Raw genomic sequence first — 17,798 nt, 5'->3', positions numbered from 1 at the left:
AAGGCCCGTTCTTTTCTGCTAAATCCTAAAATAAGGGTATTTGACGATGGCACATAAATACGCACAAATCGCATTCACTGAGACTGTTCGCCAAGTTCAATCAGAGCAGAATAGTCGTGCTGGTTACGCTCGTATGGATGAGGGTGAGGATTATAATTATCTGCTGTCGGAATACGAAGCCGAGTTTATTGCCGAGCGTGATAGTTTTTACATGGCCAGTGTCGGTGAAACCGGTTGGCCCTATGTGCAGCATCGAGGTGGCCCTAAAGGCTTTATGCAGGTTTTAGATGCATCAACGCTAGGCTTCGCTGATTTTAGTGGCAATCGTCAATACGTCAGTACTGGTAATGTTCGTACCAACAATAGGGTATCTATCTTCTTTATGGATTATCCCAATAAGCGTCGTTTAAAGCTTATGGGAAGAGTCGAGCTGGTAAAGGATGATGATTGGGAAACACAGGCCAAACTTGAGGTAGCGGGGTATAGAGCCGAGATTGAGCGTGCCTTTATCATCAAAATAGAAGCATTCGACTGGAATTGCCCACAACATATCACTCCGCGCTTTACTGAAAGTGAAATGGAGCAGCTTATCGCACCTGTAATCGATGAGAATGTTCGCCTTAAGGCTCAGTCCGATCTGGTGGCCTCCGCATATCCGCAATCGTTAGGTGATGGCCCTATAACGTTAACGATTTCAGGTATTAGGCAACTGACCCCAAGAGTGCGCGCTTATGAGCTGCGACATCCGCAAGGTTTGGAACTGCCTCAATTTGAAGCTGGTGCGCATTTGCAAATACCTGTACAGCTAGAGGATGGTAGTTTAACCACGCGCCATTATTCGATCTGTTCTAACCCAGCACGACGAGATATATACGAAATTGCTGTGTTGCATGAAGAGCAGGGGCAGGGTGGGTCCGTTGCAGTACATCAATACTTCAATCTGGGTATGACGTTGAAGTGCCAGCCACCGCAAAATTATTTCAAGCTTCATGAAGATACACGTCCAACAATCCTCATCGCAGGGGGAATTGGCATTACTCCCATTAAGGCCATGGCGCAAAAGCTCCGCGATCAAGGCAGGAAATTTGAACTTCACTATGCTGGTCGTAGTCAACTTGAGATGGCGTTCTTTGATCGTTTACAGCGGGAGTTTGTTGGTAATGGTTTTTTTTATCGGGGAGATGCGAACGAGCGTATAGATCTACATCAGATTTTATCTGCCAAAGCACCTGATGCAGTGGTTTACGCGTGCGGTCCTCAGAAGTTACTCACAGGCTTGAAACAGCAGGCTCAGTTATTAGAGGTTGATCCACAACAGATCCAACTTGAACAGTTTGGTGCAAGCAAACAAGCGCATGATAGCTCTATATCACTAGAACTCGCACGAAGTGGCAAAGTAGTCGAAGTATCTGCAGAACAAACTTTGCTAGACGCTATTATTGGAAGTGGAATTGATATTCCCAATAGCTGTAAAAGTGGCGTGTGTAAAAGCTGTGCGGTCACTGTGCTTGATGGAGAGCCTGATCATAGAGATCAATGCCTCACCCAGAACGAACAGCAAGTTCAAAAACAGATTTGCCCCTGTGTATCACGTAGCTTCGGTGATTCACTGGTGCTAGATATATAAAAAGAGTAGTAAGTCAGATGGTCACACGAATCAATGCAGATTTTGAACAACGCGTAATTATTCGTCCCGAAGATTACCATTGGGTTGATTCACCCATGGCGGGTGTAGAGCGCATGATGCTGGACCGTATTGGTGATGAATCGGCACGGGCGACCTCGATTGTCCGCTATGCACCTTTTAGTGAGTTCTCACCGCATATTCACAGCGGTGGGGAAGAGTTCTTCGTGCTTGAGGGTGTGTTTTCTGACGAACACCAAGATTATCCCCAAGGGAGTTATGTTCGTAACCCTATTGGTACCTCTCACACCCCGAGGGTCGGCAAAGAGGGTGCGATCATCTTTGTAAAGCTGCAGCAGTTTAACGAAACCGATAAAGAACAAAAGGCGATTGATACTACTAAGGAGCCTTGGCTCCAAGGCTTGGTCGATGGTTTAACCGTTATGCCGTTGCATGAATTTGAGGGCGAGCATGTCGCCTTGGTGAAGTGGGCGCCGAATACGCAGTTTAATCCCCATCGTCATTTTGGCGGCGAAGAGATACTGGTACTTGAAGGCACGTTCTACGATGAGCATGGTATCTACCCAAAAGGTTCTTGGTTGCGTAGTCCTCATTTGAGTGAGCATCATCCTTATACCAAGGACGATGGCGCATTAATCTATGTGAAAACGGGACACCTGTAACAACACTGCCAACAAGTATTTCTGTCGAACAAAAATTTATTGCTAAAAAATACAAAACGCTATTGCGAATCATTATCATTATTGATAATCTAGATCCCGCTCATAAGTGATAGGCAATGGACGACCTCACCATTAACATTGCTGAACAGTTCTACCTGCTCGCTCTCAGGCAGGTAGAACTTCTCCCACCTTAAGCACCAATAGAATCAGCAACACTGCTGTAGTCACAAAGAGCATAAACAGCTAAGTCTTTTCTTACTGGAGGAGAGGAAGTTATGCACTCAATCAAAGATCGTGAATCGTACAAAACACTTCTGCACCTTGCGGAAAAGCTGTCCAACAGTAGCTCATCCAATAGTGATTGGTTGGCGAAGCAGCACAAAGATATCTACGACTTTTTAAAACACGCTGAAGAAAGATAGAAGGAGAGGCTTATGGGTTCTGTGATTAATCCCTCAATTTTTAAAGCTGTGTACGACAAGATTGTGACTGAAGGTCAGCAATCGAGTAGTGGTTTCTTTCTTCGTGGTGTCTATGCGGCGGGCCAAGGCAAAAAGCATTTAGAGCTGAAGGATTGTTTTTCACTTATCCGCGTCGTGAATGGCGAAGTGGTCGCGACCGAGTTCTCGAACAATACTCAGCGTGTCAGGTTTCTGAATAAAGTTCGCAAGCTCTATTGTGGCGAACAAGTCTCGCAGTAGTCTCTTTCTTCCTATTAAAAAGGTCGATAAAACAGATCTCCTCCTTGTGGTCCTTATACAAAAGCCTTGTATCTAAGCCAGTTTTTACTGCATCAAAAAAGATAACTTATCGTTTTTTTAACCAAAATACTAAAACTGTTTCTGATACATTGTATTTTTAAGCACAAGGATGAGAGTCTCGCAATGACCAATAAAACTAAAAACCTTTCGGACGACCTAGACAGCCTTCGAGACGAAGCTAATGAAGAGGTTCAGGTTATTGAAGTTAGTATTGAAGAAATACGAGCGATGGGAGGCATTTCTCATTTAGGGCTGGATAAAGCAGTAGAAGAAGATCTTACTCGCCAGTTAATAGAAGATGGCATATTTCAAACTCACTGAGTGTCCTTAACTTTTGTGTCCCTTTTTGGCGCTATGCCACGTAAAAAAGCGCAGCAGTGAGTAAATTTCCTACAAGTACCTCAGACCCCTTGTCTTTTTACCGGACTCCTTTACTCAAAAGGTGGTGCTTTATTGCTCTAAAGACCAGTATTTACTTTTGTCTTAAAGCGTTACCCTAGCCCCGCTCAAAAATGTGTGCATTGCAGCATTTTTAGCATAGGCATGAATACACGCCATGCTAGTAGCTGGTTGGACTTAACGTTGGTCTACTCGAATTTGGTCATTTTTTGACGCTCTTTCTCGTGACGATGGGTCAAGCCCTGCAAGTTGCTAGGCAGAAATTGCATAAGAATTGTCAATTCTTATGTGATTTCGGCGGGTATTTTGAAACCCGTAACCTGATCCAGACACAACAATTTTAAAATCGGATTCTGACCATGAACCTGTCGATGTTTTTTCCACAGATCAACAGCGCAAGCTTACGCTTTGTGTTGGCTGTTGTTGGTCTCTTACTGCTTCCTCTTACTGCTTTTGCAGAAACAGGCGGAGCGACCGCTAACGTTCCGGAACTGAGCGCTTCTTTCTATGGCTATCTAAGTATCGCCATCTTTATTTTGGCTTACTCACTGGTTCCGTTGGAAAACAATATTCATCTGCTTAAAAGTAAGCCGGTTCTGGTGGCTGCGGGTCTGATCTGGATTCTAGTAGCGCTAGCATTTAAGGAAATTGGTGCCACAGAGCAGGCACACCATGCGATTAAACATGCGATTATCGAATACGCAGAGCTATTCCTGTTCTTACTAGTAGCGATGACCTACATTAATGCACTGGAAGATCGTAACGTATTCCAAGCGCTGCGTGCTTACCTAGTATCCCGTGGTTACTCTTTGCGTAAGGTTTTCTGGGTTACAGGTGGACTTTCCTTTGTAATCTCTCCAATCGCCGACAACCTAACTACAGCACTTCTGATGGGTGCGGTTGTAATGGCTGTAGGTGGTTCGAATATCCGTTTTGTATCGATTGCATGTATCAACGTAGTCGTTGCGGCAAACGCGGGTGGTGCATTCTCCCCATTCGGCGATATCACAACACTGATGGTTTGGCAGAAGGGTAAAGTAGAGTTTCTAGAGTTCCTACCGCTGTTTATCCCATCGCTAGTTAACTGGTTTGTGCCTGCCATTATCATGAACTTCGCGATTCCTAATGAGATCCCAGAAGCGTCTCAGGAAAAGTCCTTCATGAAACGTGGTGCTAAAGTGATGATGGTGCTATTCCTAGCGACTATCGTAACTGCAGTAAGCTTCCACAGCTTCCTACACCTACCACCTGCGGCTGGCATGATGTTTGGTCTAGGTTACCTAGGTCTGTACTCGTTCTACCTGAAGAGGGTTGAAGGTAGAACGGTAATGGCTGACTCAATCTTTGGTGGTCGTAGTGATGCACATCAGAACCCATTGAGCGTTCTACAGGCATACGGTAAGGATATTGGCGAGCATCTAAATGATCAGCCATATCCAGCGTTTATGATCGATAAAGAGAAAAACGTTACCCATTGGAATACTGCACTAGAAGAGCTAACGGGTATCAAAGCTGAAGAGATGATCGGCACGAAAAACCACTGGAAAGGCTTCTATAAAGAGCAGCGTCCAACCTTGGCTGATGCTGTCCTAGAAGACGAATCAGGTGCAGGCGTACGTCAGCATTATCAAAACAAGTATCGTGATAACCCAATGGGCGGTAAGTCTTACGATGCCGCTAACTACTTCGACAATATCGGTAACTCCGGCGCATACCTAATGTTCAGTGCTGCACCGGTTGTTGATGAAAACGGTGAAACAGTGGGTGCTGTAGAGCTGTTTGAAGATATGACTGAGAAACGTGAAGAAGTTAAAGAATTCGACGTGATGGAGCGTGTATCACGTGCCGAATGGGATACTTTACTGTTCTTCTACGGCGTAATCTTGTGTGTAGCTGGCTTGAGCCAGTTTGGTTACATGGCGATCGTTTCTGAGCTTATGTACAACGACCTTGGCCCAACATGGGCGAATGGTTTGGTAGGTGTGCTCTCTGCGATTGTAGATAACATTCCGGTGATGTTTGCGGTATTAACCATGGACCCTGCGATGTCGCTAGGCCAGTGGCAGCTTGTAACCCTAACAGCGGGTGTGGGCGGTAGTATGCTTGCAATTGGTTCTGCTGCAGGTGTTGCACTACTAGGTACAGCGCGTGGCGTATATACCTTCGCATCTCACCTTAAATGGACGCCAGCGATTGCCCTCGGTTATGTGGCAAGTATCGGCGTACACTTACTGATTAACGGTGTTTGATTGCACTCAGTGACTAGTAGCTAGATCGCTTCGCTGCTAGTGGCTAGAAAAAGAAAGGCCTGCTCAATGAGCAGGCCTTTTTTGTTTGGCTTCTTCCTCTTTCATTAAAAAGAAGGCACCATCCCGCTTTCTACCGCTTTCTACCGCTTTCTACCGCTTTCTACCGCTTTCTACCGCTTTCTACCGCTTTCTACCGCTTTCTACCGCTTTCTACCGCTTTCTACCGCTTTCTACTGATCTGTAACTATGCATATTCTATTGGCTGTGCCTTGGAGGTTAAGAGGGGATAGGTAGGATGGTAGGTCATTATCAACTTACCTATCGGAAAGCAGAGATCACGTGGCACACTCAACAGGTACAAGCAGTAAAGAAAATTTAATTGGCAGTCTGTGGATGATCGCTGCCATGGCTGCGTTTGCGATTGAAGATGCGCTAGTTAAGGATGCCGCGCAAACCCTACCGGTCGGGCAGGTGTTAGCTTTGTTTGGTCTGGGTGGTATGTTCCTATTTGCTGGCATGCTTAAATTTAACCGTGAGCCTCTATTTATCAAAGATGTCGTTTCTTTGCCTATGCGTATTCGTATCGTCTTTGAGGTGATAGGGCGGCTGTTTTACGTACTCGCGATTGCCTTTATCCCGCTATCTACAGCTACCGTTATCCTACAAGCCACTCCGCTTGTAGTTGTGACGGGCGCTGTGCTTTTTCTAGGGGAAAAAGTAAGCCCTGTGAGGTGGTTAGCCATATTTGTTGGGTTATTGGGCGTTATCTTAATCGTACAGCCAGGTGCTGATGGCTTTTCTCAGCTCTCTTTGTTGGCGGTCATCGGGATGATCGGTTTTGCCGGTAGAGATCTCGCAAGCCGTATGGCGCCACCAACTATAGGCACCGCAAGGTTAGGCTTTTATGGCTTTCTATCCGTCCTGATCTCTGGGCTTATCTATTCAAGCTGGGCAGGCGAGGTTTATCGTTTGCCAACGCAGTTCGAACTGGTGTCGATTGTGATAGCTACGGTAGCCGGTGTCATGGCCTATTCCTGTTTAATGAAAGCGATGCGCACAGGCGAAGTATCGGCGGTAACGCCGTTTAGATATACCCGTTTACTGTTTGGCTGCTCCTTGGGACTGCTGTTCTTTGGCGAAGAGTTCACCACGTCCATGTTGATTGGTTCGGCGTTGATTGTGTCTTCTGGGCTGTTTATTGGGTGGAGGTCTAAAAAGACGGTTCAGAGCGAAGTGGTTGTTCGGGAGGGATAATAGAAGTTAGTAGCTAGAACGCTGCGCTGTTAGTGGTTAGAAAAAGAAAAGGCCCGCTCAATGAGCGGGCCTTTTCTTTAAGAATTCGATGGTACCAGCGGCCGGACTCGAACCGGCACGCCCGTGAAGGCAAGGGATTTTGAATCCCTCATGTCTACCAATTTCATCACGCTGGCACTTAAGAGAGGCGTATTATAGGAATCTGAACGCTTGCGTCAATCGATACATTGGAAAAACTGAAAAAAAATCTCTTTTCCGGTACAATGCGCGCCCTTAAGTCCCTTTGATGTTGATATAGAAGAATTCCCTGAATGCAGGTTAAAGATTTTCATTTTGAGCTTCCTGAGGAACTCATTGCGAGTTTTCCTCTAGAGCAGCGTAGCGCTAGTCGTTTGTTATCTGTGAATGGCGATTCTGGTGAACTCAATCACGGTCAGTTTACCGATGTGCTTGAGTTGATCCAGCCGGGTGATCTGATGATCTTCAATGACACCCGTGTTATCCCAGCTCGTTTATTTGGTACTAAAGAGTCTGGTGGTAAAGTTGAGGTTTTAGTTGAGCGTGTTTTAGACGATAAGCGTGCCTTAACCCATGTACGTTCCAGCCGTTCGCCTAAACCGGGTACTAAGCTGATTCTTGAAGGTGGTATTGAAGCCGAGATGGTGGCTCGTCACGAGAACCTATTCGAGCTTAAGTTTCTGATTGAAGGCGGTTTGGTGCAGGCGCTTGAGCAGCATGGCCATATGCCGCTACCACCGTATATGAAACGTGAAGATCAGTTAGAGGATCGTGAACGTTATCAAACGGTTTACAACAAAAAGCCGGGTGCGGTAGCTGCACCTACAGCAGGTCTGCATTTTGATGATGCCCTGCTGGCTAAGTTGGATGAGAAAGGTGTTAAGCGTGCGTTTGTTACGTTGCACGTAGGCGCGGGTACCTTCCAGCCGGTCAAAGTCGATAATATCGATGAGCATGTGATGCACTCCGAGTATATCGAGGTGAGCGAAGAGGTTTGTGAGCTTGTGAAGCAAACGCGTGCCGAAGGCGGTCGTGTAATTGCGGTAGGGACAACCAGTGTGCGCAGCTTGGAGAGCGCGAGCCGTAATGGCGAAATCGAGCCGTTATTTGGTGATAGCGATATCTTTATCTTCCCAGGTTACGAATTCAAGTCTGTGGATGCGATGATCACCAACTTCCATCTGCCAGAATCCACTCTGTTGATGCTTGTGAGCGCGTTCTCCGGCTACGACAACATGATGAAGGCCTATAAAGAGGCGGTTGAGCAGAAATACCGTTTCTTTAGTTATGGCGATGCCATGTATTTAACACGTAAAAGTGGTCAGTGATTTAACTGCGTAAATTAGAGGTAAGAGTTAAATGAGCAGAGAATGTTTTATGCAGTTTGATAAGCTGGCTGAAGACGGCAAAGCCCGTCGCGGTCGCTTGCAGTTCCCACGTGGTACGGTTGAAACGCCAGCGTTTATGCCGGTAGGTACTTACGGCACAGTTAAAGGTATGACACCGCGCGATATCGAAGCGACAGGCGCCCAGATTATTTTGGGTAATACCTTTCACTTGATGCTGCGCCCAGGTACCGAGATTGTTAAGCAACATGGCGACCTGCATGACTTTATGCAGTGGAAAGGCCCGATCCTAACTGACTCCGGCGGTTTCCAAGTATTCAGCTTGGGCAAAATGCGTAAGATCACCGAAGAGGGTGTGACCTTCCAGTCCCCTGTTAACGGCAGCAAAGTGTTTATGGGCCCAGAAGAATCGATGCAGGTTCAGCGTGAGTTGGGTTCTGACATCGTAATGATCTTCGATGAATGTACGCCATACCCAGCGACAGAAACCGAAGCGGCTGAGTCTATGCGCTTGTCTATGCGTTGGGCTAAGCGGTCTAAGGATGCACACGGCGATAACCCAGCAGCGCTGTTTGGTATCGTTCAGGGCGGTATGTACCCGCACCTACGTGATGAATCGATGAAAGGTTTGGAAGAGATCGGTTTTGATGGCTATGCCATTGGCGGTCTGTCGGTAGGTGAGCCTAAAGATGAGATGGTGAAAGTGCTGGATCATCTTGCTTACAAAATGCCGGCCGAGAAACCACGTTACTTGATGGGCGTAGGTAAACCAGAAGATATCGTTGAAGCGGTTCGCCGTGGTGTTGATATGTTCGACTGTGTAATGCCTACTCGTAACGCGCGAAACGGCTTCCTATTTACTGATACGGGTGTGGTTAAGATCCGTAATGCGGTAAATAAAACCGATACGCGTCCGCTTGATGAGAACTGTGATTGCTACACTTGCCAGAACTTTAGCCGTGCATATTTGCACCACTTGGATAAGTGTAAAGAGATCTTAGGCGCGCAGTTAAATACCATTCATAACCTGCATTATTATCAGCAGCTAATGGCTGGATTGCGTCAAGCTATCGAACAGGGTAAATTGAGCGACTTTGTGGACGAATTTTATCGTAAGCGTGGCCTTGAAACGCCCGCAATTGACTCCATATAAGTTGTTAGTGCTTTTATAACGACAAGAATTTTTACATTATTTTTAGGAGTAGCTAAATGAGCTTCTTTATCTCCCCAGCTTATGCTGAAGGTGCTGCCGGTGCCCCAATGGATTCTGGTATGTTCAACATGATCTTCTTGGTTGGCTTTGGTCTGATCTTCTACTTCTTCATGTGGCGTCCACAGGCTAAACGCGCTAAAGAGCACAAAGAGCTTCTAGGTGGCCTTAGCAAAGGTGATGAAGTGATCACTGCAGGTGGTATTCTGGGTAAAGTAGTTAACCTAAACGACGACTACATTGTTCTAGAAGTGAGCGAAGGTACTGAACTGACTTTCCAAAAAACTCACGTATCAGCAGCTCTGCCAAAAGGCACTCTTAAGAGCATCTAAGCTAATTCACAGACGCCACTACATCTAGTAGTGGCGTTTCTGTTTCTATCAGGGAATAGGGCGCTATGCTCAATCGATACCCCCTCTGGAAAAATCTCCTTATTTTGTTTGTGTTAGTGTTCGGTGGTTTATACGCTGCACCTAACTTGTATCCCGATGATTATGCGATTCAGCTAACTGGTACACGTGATGTATTTGAAGTGGATCAGCCGCTAATCGAAAAAGTTACTGCTGCGCTGGAGCGTGAAGGTGTATCTGTTAAGGAAACCGAGCTTGAGAGAAAAGCCGGCCTTATCCGTTTCCCTGATGGCGATTCCCAGCTTAAAGCGAAAGATATTATTACCCGTGTAGTGGGTGATGATTACATCGTAGCGCTTAACTTGGCGCCTACAACGCCAGAGTGGCTTTCTTCTATGGGCGCAGGCCCTATGAAGCTTGGTCTTGACCTACGTGGTGGTGTTCACTTCTTGCTTGAAGTTGATCTGCCAAAAGCGGTGACTCAGAAGCTAGAAAACTATGCGTCTGAGATCAAAGGTCGTCTGCGTGAAGAGAAGCTTCGTTACCGTAAGCTAGAAACCCGTGAAAACGGTGCCTTGGCAATTAAATTTACCAAGCTAGAGTCTCGTGATGCAGCGGTTAACCTTCTACGTCAGGAATATACTGAGTTCTTAGTCACTGCAGATGATCGCGATGGTGATTTTTATGTTGAAGTAAATCTGACTGAACAAGCTGTTCGTGATATCGAAACTTATGCGATCAAGCAGAACCTGACAACACTTCGTAACCGTGTAAACGAACTGGGTGTAGCTGAGCCGCTAGTTCAGCGTCAAGGTCGTAACCGTATCGTAGTTCAGCTACCGGGTATCCAAGATACTGCGGCAGCGAAGAAAATTATCGGTAAGACAGCAACGCTTGAATTCCGTTTGGAAGCTAAACCTGGTGCGAGCTCTGCACGTACTGAAGTTTACGAGTTCCGTAGTGAGTTAGGCCGTAAAGCTACCTTAGAGAAAGATGTCATCATCAAAGGTGATAACGTATCTAACGCACAAGCTTCTTTTGATGAAAACGGTCAGCCGCAGGTAAACATCTCGCTTGATTCTAAAGGTGGTGAGCTAATGGCTCGTACCACTAAGAACGCTGTACAGCGCCGCATGGCCGTACTGTTTGTTGAAGATAAAGAGCGTACTGTGACTAAGACGGTTGATGGTGTTCAGGTAACGGAAAAAGTACGTTACACCGAGAAGAACATTATCTCTCTTGCGACAATTCAGGCGGTATTGGGTAACTCTTTCCGAATCACAGGTTTGGACGGAGCAGGCGAATCTTCTGAGCTAGCGCTATTGCTACGTGCCGGTGCACTAGCTGCGCCAATCTACTTTGTAGAGGAGCGTACAGTAGGTCCGAGCTTGGGTGCGCAGAACATCGAAACCGGTGTGATGTCGGTTCAGATCGGTCTAGCCTTAGTATTGCTGTTCATGATTCTGTACTACCGCGTGTTTGGTCTACTGGCGAATATCGCTCTGACCTTGAACCTGATGCTATTGGTTGCAGTGATGTCGATGCTTTCGGCAACGCTAACGCTTCCGGGTATTGCCGGTATCGTATTGACGGTTGGTATGGCCGTGGATGCGAACGTACTGATCTTCTCGCGTATCAAAGAAGAGCTTAAAAATGGTCTGCCACCGCAATCAGCGATTAACGCTGGTTTCAAAGGCGCGACTACAACCATCTTTGATGCCAACATCACAACGCTTCTTGCGGCAGTTATTCTGTTTGCGATGGGTACGGGGCCAGTTAAAGGCTTCGCGATCACGCTATCTGTAGGTATTTTGACCTCTATGTTCACGGCGATTCTTGTAACGCGTGCACTGGTTAACTTAACTTACGGCGGCCGCCAAGTTAGCAAACTATCAATCTGAGGAAGCTGTGATGTCTACACAAAAGATATATAACTTCATGGGCTTCCGTAAGATCGCTGCAGCTTGCTCTGTGATCTTACTGATAGTCTCTATTGGTGCTTTAGCTGTTAACGGTTTGAAGTTCGGTTTGGACTTTACCGGCGGTAGTTTGGTTGAGATTGGCTACGAACAGCCAGCCGATCTAAACAAGATCCGTGGTCAGTTAAAAGATGTAGGTTTTGAAGATGCTGTAGTGCAAACCTTTGGTTCGCCAACCGATATTCTTATCCGTTTAGGTCAGGATCATGACCCTCAGCTGGGTGATAAAGTTCTTTCTGCATTGCAGGCGGGCGAATCACAACAGCTTAACTTGCGCCGTAACGAGTTCGTAGGTGCGCAGGTAGGTGAAGAGCTACGTGAGCAAGGTGGTCTTGGCATGCTGTTAGCATTGTTCATGATCATGGTTTACGTAGCGTTCCGTTTCCAGATTAAGTTCTCTGTAGGTGCAGTAGCGGCCTTGGCACATGACGTATTGATCGTGCTTGGTTTCTTTGCCCTGTTTAAGTTGGACTTTGACCTAACGGTACTGGCAGCAGTATTGGCGGTAATCGGTTACTCGTTGAACGATACCATCGTAGTGTCTGACCGTATTCGTGAAAACTTCCGTAAAGTGCGTAAAGGTACGCCGTTAGAGGTAATGAACATCTCTTTGACGCAAACCTTGGGCCGTACCTTGGTGACCTCTTTAACCACATTGTTGGTATTGTTGGCGCTAAGTATTTTCGGTGGTGAAATGATTCACGGATTCGCGACAGCATTGTTGGTGGGTGTATTTATTGGTACATACTCCTCCATCTATGTGGCGGCTAACGTCCTGATTGCGATGAACATCTGTAAAGAGGATCTTCTCCCTCCTGAGGAGAAAGAGACCGAGGTCGATGATCGTCCTTAAGTTTGACAAGAGCCGGCATTTGCCGGCTCTTTTCGTTTAAAATGCCTGTAAATCATCGCTTTAAGCGGTGCTATTCTAAAAGAAAGCCTTCGGCGTGTTATGCTAGTTAGATAAATGCCCTAGCCATTTCGTTTTTGAGAGCTCTATGAGTAAAGATTGGACTAAAAATGACCCTAAAGCCGCAGCGGAAGCGGAGAAGTATTCCAACCCGGTACCCAGTCGCGATTACATTCTGCAGTACATGCAGGAGTGGGGCGCGCCGATTGGGCATGCACAGCTGTGCGAAGGTTTAGGTGTCTGGGATCCAGAGAGTCGTGATGCGGTCTTCTTCCGATTGAAGGCGATGTGTCGTGATGGTCAGTTGATGAGTAATCGCCGCAATGAATTTGCGTTGATGGATAAGATGTCGCTGATCAAAGGCCGTGTTATTGGTCATCGAGATGGTTATGGCTTTGTTAAGCCAGAAGAGGGTGGCGATGATCTCAAGCTAAGCCCTCGCCAAATGCGCCAAGTATTCGATGGCGATCGAGTTTTAGTGCAAGAGACCAACGTCGATTTTAAAGGTCGTCGTGAAGGTAAGATTGTTGATGTACTGGAGCGTAATACCCGTAAATTGGTAGGGCGTTTTAGTGGTCGGGATGGTTTTGGTTATCTTCGTCCTGAAAATCAGCGTATCACCCAGGAGATCATGATTGTTCCTGATCCTGAGGCTGAAACACCGTTAACGTACAAAGATGGTCAGTTGGTTGTTGCTGAGCTGATCAATCAGCCAAGCAAGCGTCAATTGCCACAAGCAAAAGTGACCGAAGTGCTAGGTGATCATATGGCACCGGGCATGGAGATCACGGTTGCGATCCATAACTATGAGATCCCGCACGAGTGGCCAGAAGCGGTTCGCCAAGAGATCGGTGAGCTGACTGCTGAAGTTGAAGAGAGTGCCAAGGCTAATCGTGTTGATCTGCGTGATCTTCCACTGGTTACTATTGATGGCGAAGACGCTAAAGACTTTGATGATGCTGTTTATGCTGAGCGCAAAAAGTCTGGTGGCTGGCGTTTGTGGGTCGCGATTGCGGATGTATCTTGGTATGTGCGACCTGATTCTGAACTAGACAAAGAAGCTTATCAGCGTGCGAACTCAACTTACTTCCCTGAGTTTGTTGTACCGATGCTGCCAGAGCTGCTATCAAACGGCTTGTGCTCGTTAAACCCTAAGGTAGATCGCTTGGCGATGGTCTGTGAGATGACGATCAGTGAGTCAGGCAATCTATCCGGTTATCAGTTCTATGAGGCGGTAATCAGCTCTCATGCGCGTCTAACCTACACTAAGGTTGGCAAGATGCTGATGCAGCCAGAAGAGGAAGAATCAAAAGCATTGCGTGCGGAGTATGCCGATGTGGTTCCTCATCTAGAAGATTTGTATGGTCTGTACTTTGCTCTGCGCAAAGCCCGTGAAATCCGTGGTGCGATCGATTTCGATACTACTGAAACACGGATGATCTTTGGCGAAGATCGTAAGATCGACCAGATCGTTCCGGTTTATCGTAACGATGCGCATAAGCTAATCGAAGAGTGCATGTTGTGTGCGAACGTTGCGACGGCGCGCTTCCTGAACAAGCTGAAAGTGCCAGCGATCTATCGTGTTCACGAAGGCCCTAAAGAGCAGAAACTGCAGAACCTACGTGCTTATTTGGGTGAGCTAGGTCTTAACCTTGGCGGTGGCGATACACCTGAGCCGATTCATTACCAAGAGCTGGCAGAGATCATCGAAGAGCGTCCGGATCGTCATCTGATTCAGACCATGATGCTACGTTCCATGCAGCAAGCGGTTTACAGCCCTGAAAACCAAGGTCACTTTGGTTTGGCGTACCCTGCGTACACGCACTTTACCTCGCCAATTCGTCGTTACCCAGATCTATTGGTGCATCGCTTAATTCGTGCCCGTATCCATTCTGAAAGTCAGGATAAAGCGATTAAACGTCCTGATGACTTTGCTCAAAATGCAGATTTCGCATGCAGCTACAGTATGGAGCAGCTGCTGCAATTGGGCGAGCACTGTTCTATGACAGAGCGCCGTTCAGATGATGCGACTCGTGATGTTGTGGCATGGCTTAAGTGTGAATACATGCAGGAGCATGTGGGTGACGAATACGAAGGCGTGATTGCTGCTGTTACCGGCTTTGGTGTCTTTGTTGAGCTTGATGAGCTGTTTGTTGAAGGTCTTGTGCATATCACTGGTTTGCCGGGTGATTACTACGTATTTGATCAAGCTAAGCAGCGCTTAGTGGGTGAACGTACTCGTAAAGTGTTCAAACTGGGTGATCGTTTACGCGTTAAAGTCGCGCGTGTGGATCTGGATGAGCGTAAGATCGATTTTGAACTGATCGATCATCAGCCAGTTAAGAAAAAGAAAACCACGCGTCAGCTGTTAGCTGAAGGTAAGATCGGCGGTCCGTCTTCTAAAGGCGATAAAAAGCTGCCAGGCCATAAACACGAGTGGGGTCATCGTCCTGCTAAGGATGAAGAGCGTAGTAAGCCGAAGAAAGGTTCTAAGCGTGATGCTCTGCGTAAATCGCGTAAAAAGCCTGCGCCAAGCGGTGAAGGTGGTCCGAAGAAACGTATAGCGGCTAAAGCTCAGCCTTCTCGCGGTAAGGAGTTATCTTCTGCAGAACGCGAATTGATGGAATTTGCTGGCCCAAGCGGGGGCAAGAGCAAGAAGTCTAAAAAGCGTAAGACTACGGCTAAGCCTAAGTTGAAAGGCAAACAGAAAGGTTTAAAAGTGAAAAAGCCGAAGCGTAAATAGGCTGCTTTCACGGGACACATGAGTCTTTGTAAAAAGGCGCTGTAGTTATCTACAGTGCCTTTTTTAGTGGCTTGGCTTTGTGTGCTTAACCTATATGTTTCGCGTAGCTATCGCGATCTATATCCAGTACTTCGACGGTAATCGAAAGGTCTTCCAAATCGAGCGTTTTAAGCTCATTTAGCACTGCTTGAGTCAGTTGGGTTTTCTGCTCGGTATTACGACCACTTAAGATCCGCGATGAAACGTGGATAAAGCCATTAAGCCCTGCGCCATTCATATGCTGCTGGTAAGCATGTGCGCGGACCTTTATGTCTTTTTCAGCAAAGAGGTTAGCTGCAACTGCACCTTGGAACACCTTTTCCATAACAGCCGTAATTTCTACCTTATCTTCAATCTGCTTGGAGTATTCGATGATTAAGTGTGGCAAGGGATAGCTCCTTTTAAGCCGTCTTGATTAAGACTTTTTAAAGATCTTGGTTAACAGGTGATTCGCTTGTTTCTGTAGCAGTGTTTGATGCTTAGGTGTGACTTTAAGCAGCAATACTTTGTCTTCATCTTCGCGTCTAATGTCGGCTTCTTGCAGCATTGCCTCTTTCAGTAAAGGAGCTTCGGTTAGCGCGGTATGGCTGATCAGATCGTTGCTACTAGTCGTGCGCGTGAGGAAGTGAGCTTCCTCTTTCACCAGATCGTGTTTGTCATGATGGCCGCGAGCGAGGGACATCTGCAGACTCAGTACCGGCTGGAAACCACGAATGCGAGAGTGATTAAAGCCTTTGTATAGCAGGTTGAATAGCTGGCCGGCGCACAGAGCGTTAATACCGTGGCTATCCTTTTCGTCCCTTAATTCAAAGCGCAGCAGAATGTCTTTATTAGGCAATTGCTCGCAGGCACCGTTATAGATGCGTGCGACCTGTTTCGCCAAGTGATGGTATACATTCAGCAGTGTTGCTTTCTCGTCAGGCTCCATATTATCGCTGCTGGCAGTATTGGCATCGATATAGAGCAGATAGATGGCATCTTGTGGCGTAAGAATTAGTTCGAGTTCATGTTCAAAGCTATAAAGGTCCAGCTGCTCTTCATGGCGCTCATTCATGCTCTTCAGCAGAGGGTTTTCGCGCATAGGAGTATGCGTTTCTTGCGTGCCTACCGGTTCTTCTTCTAGTACGAGAGTCTCGACGGTATTTGCGACGGTTTCAGAATCGTCAAGCTGCTGTGGTTGATGCTCAAATTTAGGCATCTGCTGCTGAGTACTTGGTGCCGGTTTGAGAAGATCGACCAATTCGTGGGTGTGTAGCAGATCAGAAGCCTTTTGGTTTGGTGCTTGTGGTTCGGAAATGGCTTCGGGCGAGGCTTTAGGCCCCGTTTCAGGCCGAGTTTCGGTAATGTCTTGAACTAGGTTTTCTGTCTCTAAAGATGGCCTAATAACGGGCGCTGTTTCACTAGATGTTTGCGTGCTTTCGGCTGAGCGCTGTACTTGGGTTTCATAGTCACTTGTTTCGGCTGTTGCGGAGCCGATAGTGACAGTGTCTTCGGTAATTTCTTGAGGTGTGCTTTCAGCAGGCGTCTGAGTAGCCAGCGTATCGGAGAACGAAGGCTCAAACTTTTCTTCTTCATCTGCGCTGCTCTCAGAGATGAATTTATCTGATCGGGTAAAGAACCAACTGGTTGTCAGCAGCAAAATCGCGGTGAAGATAGCGATGATCAATAAAGGCCAGAGCTGGCTGCGGAGTAATTGCTCGACAGGGCCGCTGTCCAACCAGATCGTTACTGTGCCGATGGTCTTTTCTTGTTGAATTAGCTGTTGTTGCAGAGTTTGCTGGCTGGACTTTCCTGCGCGGGCGAGGGTGAAGCCATTGGCATCTTGTACATGCAGGCCGCCAACATACTCAAGTTGGGTTAATTCGCTGAGTAAGTAGTTAAGGCTGACGCGATCATCCGAGAGAAGCAGTGGTCGGATCAGGAGTTTGCTCTGTTTAGCGATGTTCTGCCCGATGATTTGTGTCTCATGCACCGCCTGTCGGCTGGTAGCTAAGTGCATGTAGAGAATGCTGACGATAAAACCCACCAATAGCACTATGCCTAAGGATAGCGTCAGATTCCTTCTGAAATTAGGCTTTGATTTGGCGTTGTTAGTCACGGTCAGTGTTAGCTCAAAAACGGATGCAGGGGCAAATAATAACAGGTCATTCTACCGAGGGTGAATATGATTTGCATTAGAGGTATAACCCAAGTGCCCCTGACGCTATAATAAAGGGCTTATCGATAGGAAGGA

General features: G+C 46.9%; 15 protein-coding genes and 1 tRNA gene. 13 read left to right on the top strand and 3 right to left on the bottom strand.

Features of this window, described 5'->3' with window-relative positions:
* The first annotated feature begins 46 nt into the window (after window positions 1-46).
* From ACMXYW_RS14620 to ACMXYW_RS14590, 7 genes are all read left to right on the top strand, one after another.
* Complete coding sequence (locus ACMXYW_RS14620; protein ID WP_415904534.1) at window positions 47-1,627, top strand: pyridoxamine 5'-phosphate oxidase family protein; 1,581 nt, start codon at window positions 47-49, stop codon at window positions 1,625-1,627.
* Between the two features lie 17 nt (window positions 1,628-1,644).
* Window positions 1,645-2,307 (top strand): cupin domain-containing protein, encoded by a 663-nt coding sequence (locus ACMXYW_RS14615; RefSeq protein WP_415904533.1) that lies wholly within the window; start codon window positions 1,645-1,647, stop codon window positions 2,305-2,307.
* A gap of 275 nt (window positions 2,308-2,582) precedes the next feature.
* The gene (locus tag ACMXYW_RS14610; RefSeq protein WP_415895223.1) at window positions 2,583-2,729 is read left to right on the top strand and encodes a hypothetical protein; all 147 of its coding nucleotides are present in this window, start codon (window positions 2,583-2,585) and stop codon (window positions 2,727-2,729) included.
* A gap of 12 nt (window positions 2,730-2,741) precedes the next feature.
* Window positions 2,742-3,008 (top strand): hypothetical protein, encoded by a 267-nt coding sequence (locus ACMXYW_RS14605; RefSeq protein ID WP_415904532.1) that lies wholly within the window; start codon window positions 2,742-2,744, stop codon window positions 3,006-3,008.
* A 183-nt stretch (window positions 3,009-3,191) separates the two neighbouring features.
* Complete coding sequence (locus ACMXYW_RS14600; RefSeq protein ID WP_415904531.1) at window positions 3,192-3,389, top strand: hypothetical protein; 198 nt, start codon at window positions 3,192-3,194, stop codon at window positions 3,387-3,389.
* 437 nt (window positions 3,390-3,826) lie between these two features.
* The gene (nhaD, locus tag ACMXYW_RS14595) at window positions 3,827-5,716 is read left to right on the top strand and encodes a sodium:proton antiporter NhaD (protein ID WP_415904530.1); all 1,890 of its coding nucleotides are present in this window, start codon (window positions 3,827-3,829) and stop codon (window positions 5,714-5,716) included.
* Between the two features lie 339 nt (window positions 5,717-6,055).
* On the top strand, window positions 6,056-6,970 hold the full coding sequence (locus ACMXYW_RS14590) for a DMT family transporter (protein ID WP_415904529.1): 915 nt from the start codon (window positions 6,056-6,058) through the stop codon (window positions 6,968-6,970).
* An 89-nt stretch (window positions 6,971-7,059) separates the two neighbouring features.
* Here the strand turns inward: ACMXYW_RS14590 and ACMXYW_RS14585 are convergent.
* Window positions 7,060-7,146: transfer RNA gene (locus ACMXYW_RS14585), tRNA-Leu, on the bottom strand.
* A 135-nt stretch (window positions 7,147-7,281) separates the two neighbouring features.
* Here ACMXYW_RS14585 and queA point away from each other — a divergent pair.
* The 6 genes from queA (at window position 7,282) to rnr (ending at window position 15,526) form a co-directional block, all read left to right on the top strand.
* The gene (gene queA / locus ACMXYW_RS14580; protein WP_415904528.1) at window positions 7,282-8,316 is read left to right on the top strand and encodes a tRNA preQ1(34) S-adenosylmethionine ribosyltransferase-isomerase QueA; all 1,035 of its coding nucleotides are present in this window, start codon (window positions 7,282-7,284) and stop codon (window positions 8,314-8,316) included.
* Between the two features lie 31 nt (window positions 8,317-8,347).
* Window positions 8,348-9,487, top strand: a complete 1,140-nt coding sequence (gene tgt, locus ACMXYW_RS14575; protein ID WP_415885909.1) for a tRNA guanosine(34) transglycosylase Tgt — start codon at window positions 8,348-8,350, stop codon at window positions 9,485-9,487.
* Window positions 9,488-9,543: 56 nt separating this feature from the next.
* Window positions 9,544-9,876, top strand: coding sequence for a preprotein translocase subunit YajC (gene yajC / locus ACMXYW_RS14570; protein WP_415882520.1), 333 nt, complete (start codon window positions 9,544-9,546; stop codon window positions 9,874-9,876).
* Between the two features lie 65 nt (window positions 9,877-9,941).
* Entirely contained in the window at window positions 9,942-11,795 is a 1,854-nt protein-coding gene (secD, locus tag ACMXYW_RS14565) for a protein translocase subunit SecD (RefSeq protein WP_415904527.1), read from the top strand.
* Between the two features lie 10 nt (window positions 11,796-11,805).
* A complete protein-coding gene (gene secF, locus ACMXYW_RS14560; RefSeq protein WP_415904526.1) occupies window positions 11,806-12,726 on the top strand; it encodes a protein translocase subunit SecF in 921 nt (306 codons plus the stop codon).
* Window positions 12,727-12,871: 145 nt separating this feature from the next.
* Window positions 12,872-15,526: a ribonuclease R gene (gene rnr, locus ACMXYW_RS14555; RefSeq protein WP_415904525.1), complete on the top strand. Its 2,655-nt coding sequence runs from the start codon at window positions 12,872-12,874 to the stop codon at window positions 15,524-15,526.
* Window positions 15,527-15,611: 85 nt separating this feature from the next.
* On the opposite strand, the gene ACMXYW_RS14550 is transcribed toward rnr, so the two are convergent.
* Complete coding sequence (locus ACMXYW_RS14550) at window positions 15,612-15,953, bottom strand: 5-carboxymethyl-2-hydroxymuconate Delta-isomerase (RefSeq protein ID WP_415882516.1); 342 nt, start codon at window positions 15,951-15,953, stop codon at window positions 15,612-15,614.
* A gap of 27 nt (window positions 15,954-15,980) precedes the next feature.
* The gene (locus ACMXYW_RS14545; RefSeq protein ID WP_415904524.1) at window positions 15,981-17,663 is read right to left on the bottom strand and encodes a hypothetical protein; all 1,683 of its coding nucleotides are present in this window, start codon (window positions 17,661-17,663) and stop codon (window positions 15,981-15,983) included.
* Window positions 17,664-17,798: the final 135 nt, after the last annotated feature.

The organism is Neptuniibacter sp. QD48_55, from assembly GCF_047778115.1.
Taxonomy (GTDB): Bacteria; Pseudomonadota; Gammaproteobacteria; order Pseudomonadales; family Balneatricaceae; genus Neptuniibacter.
This window is presented reverse-complemented; position numbering and strand designations above follow the sequence as displayed.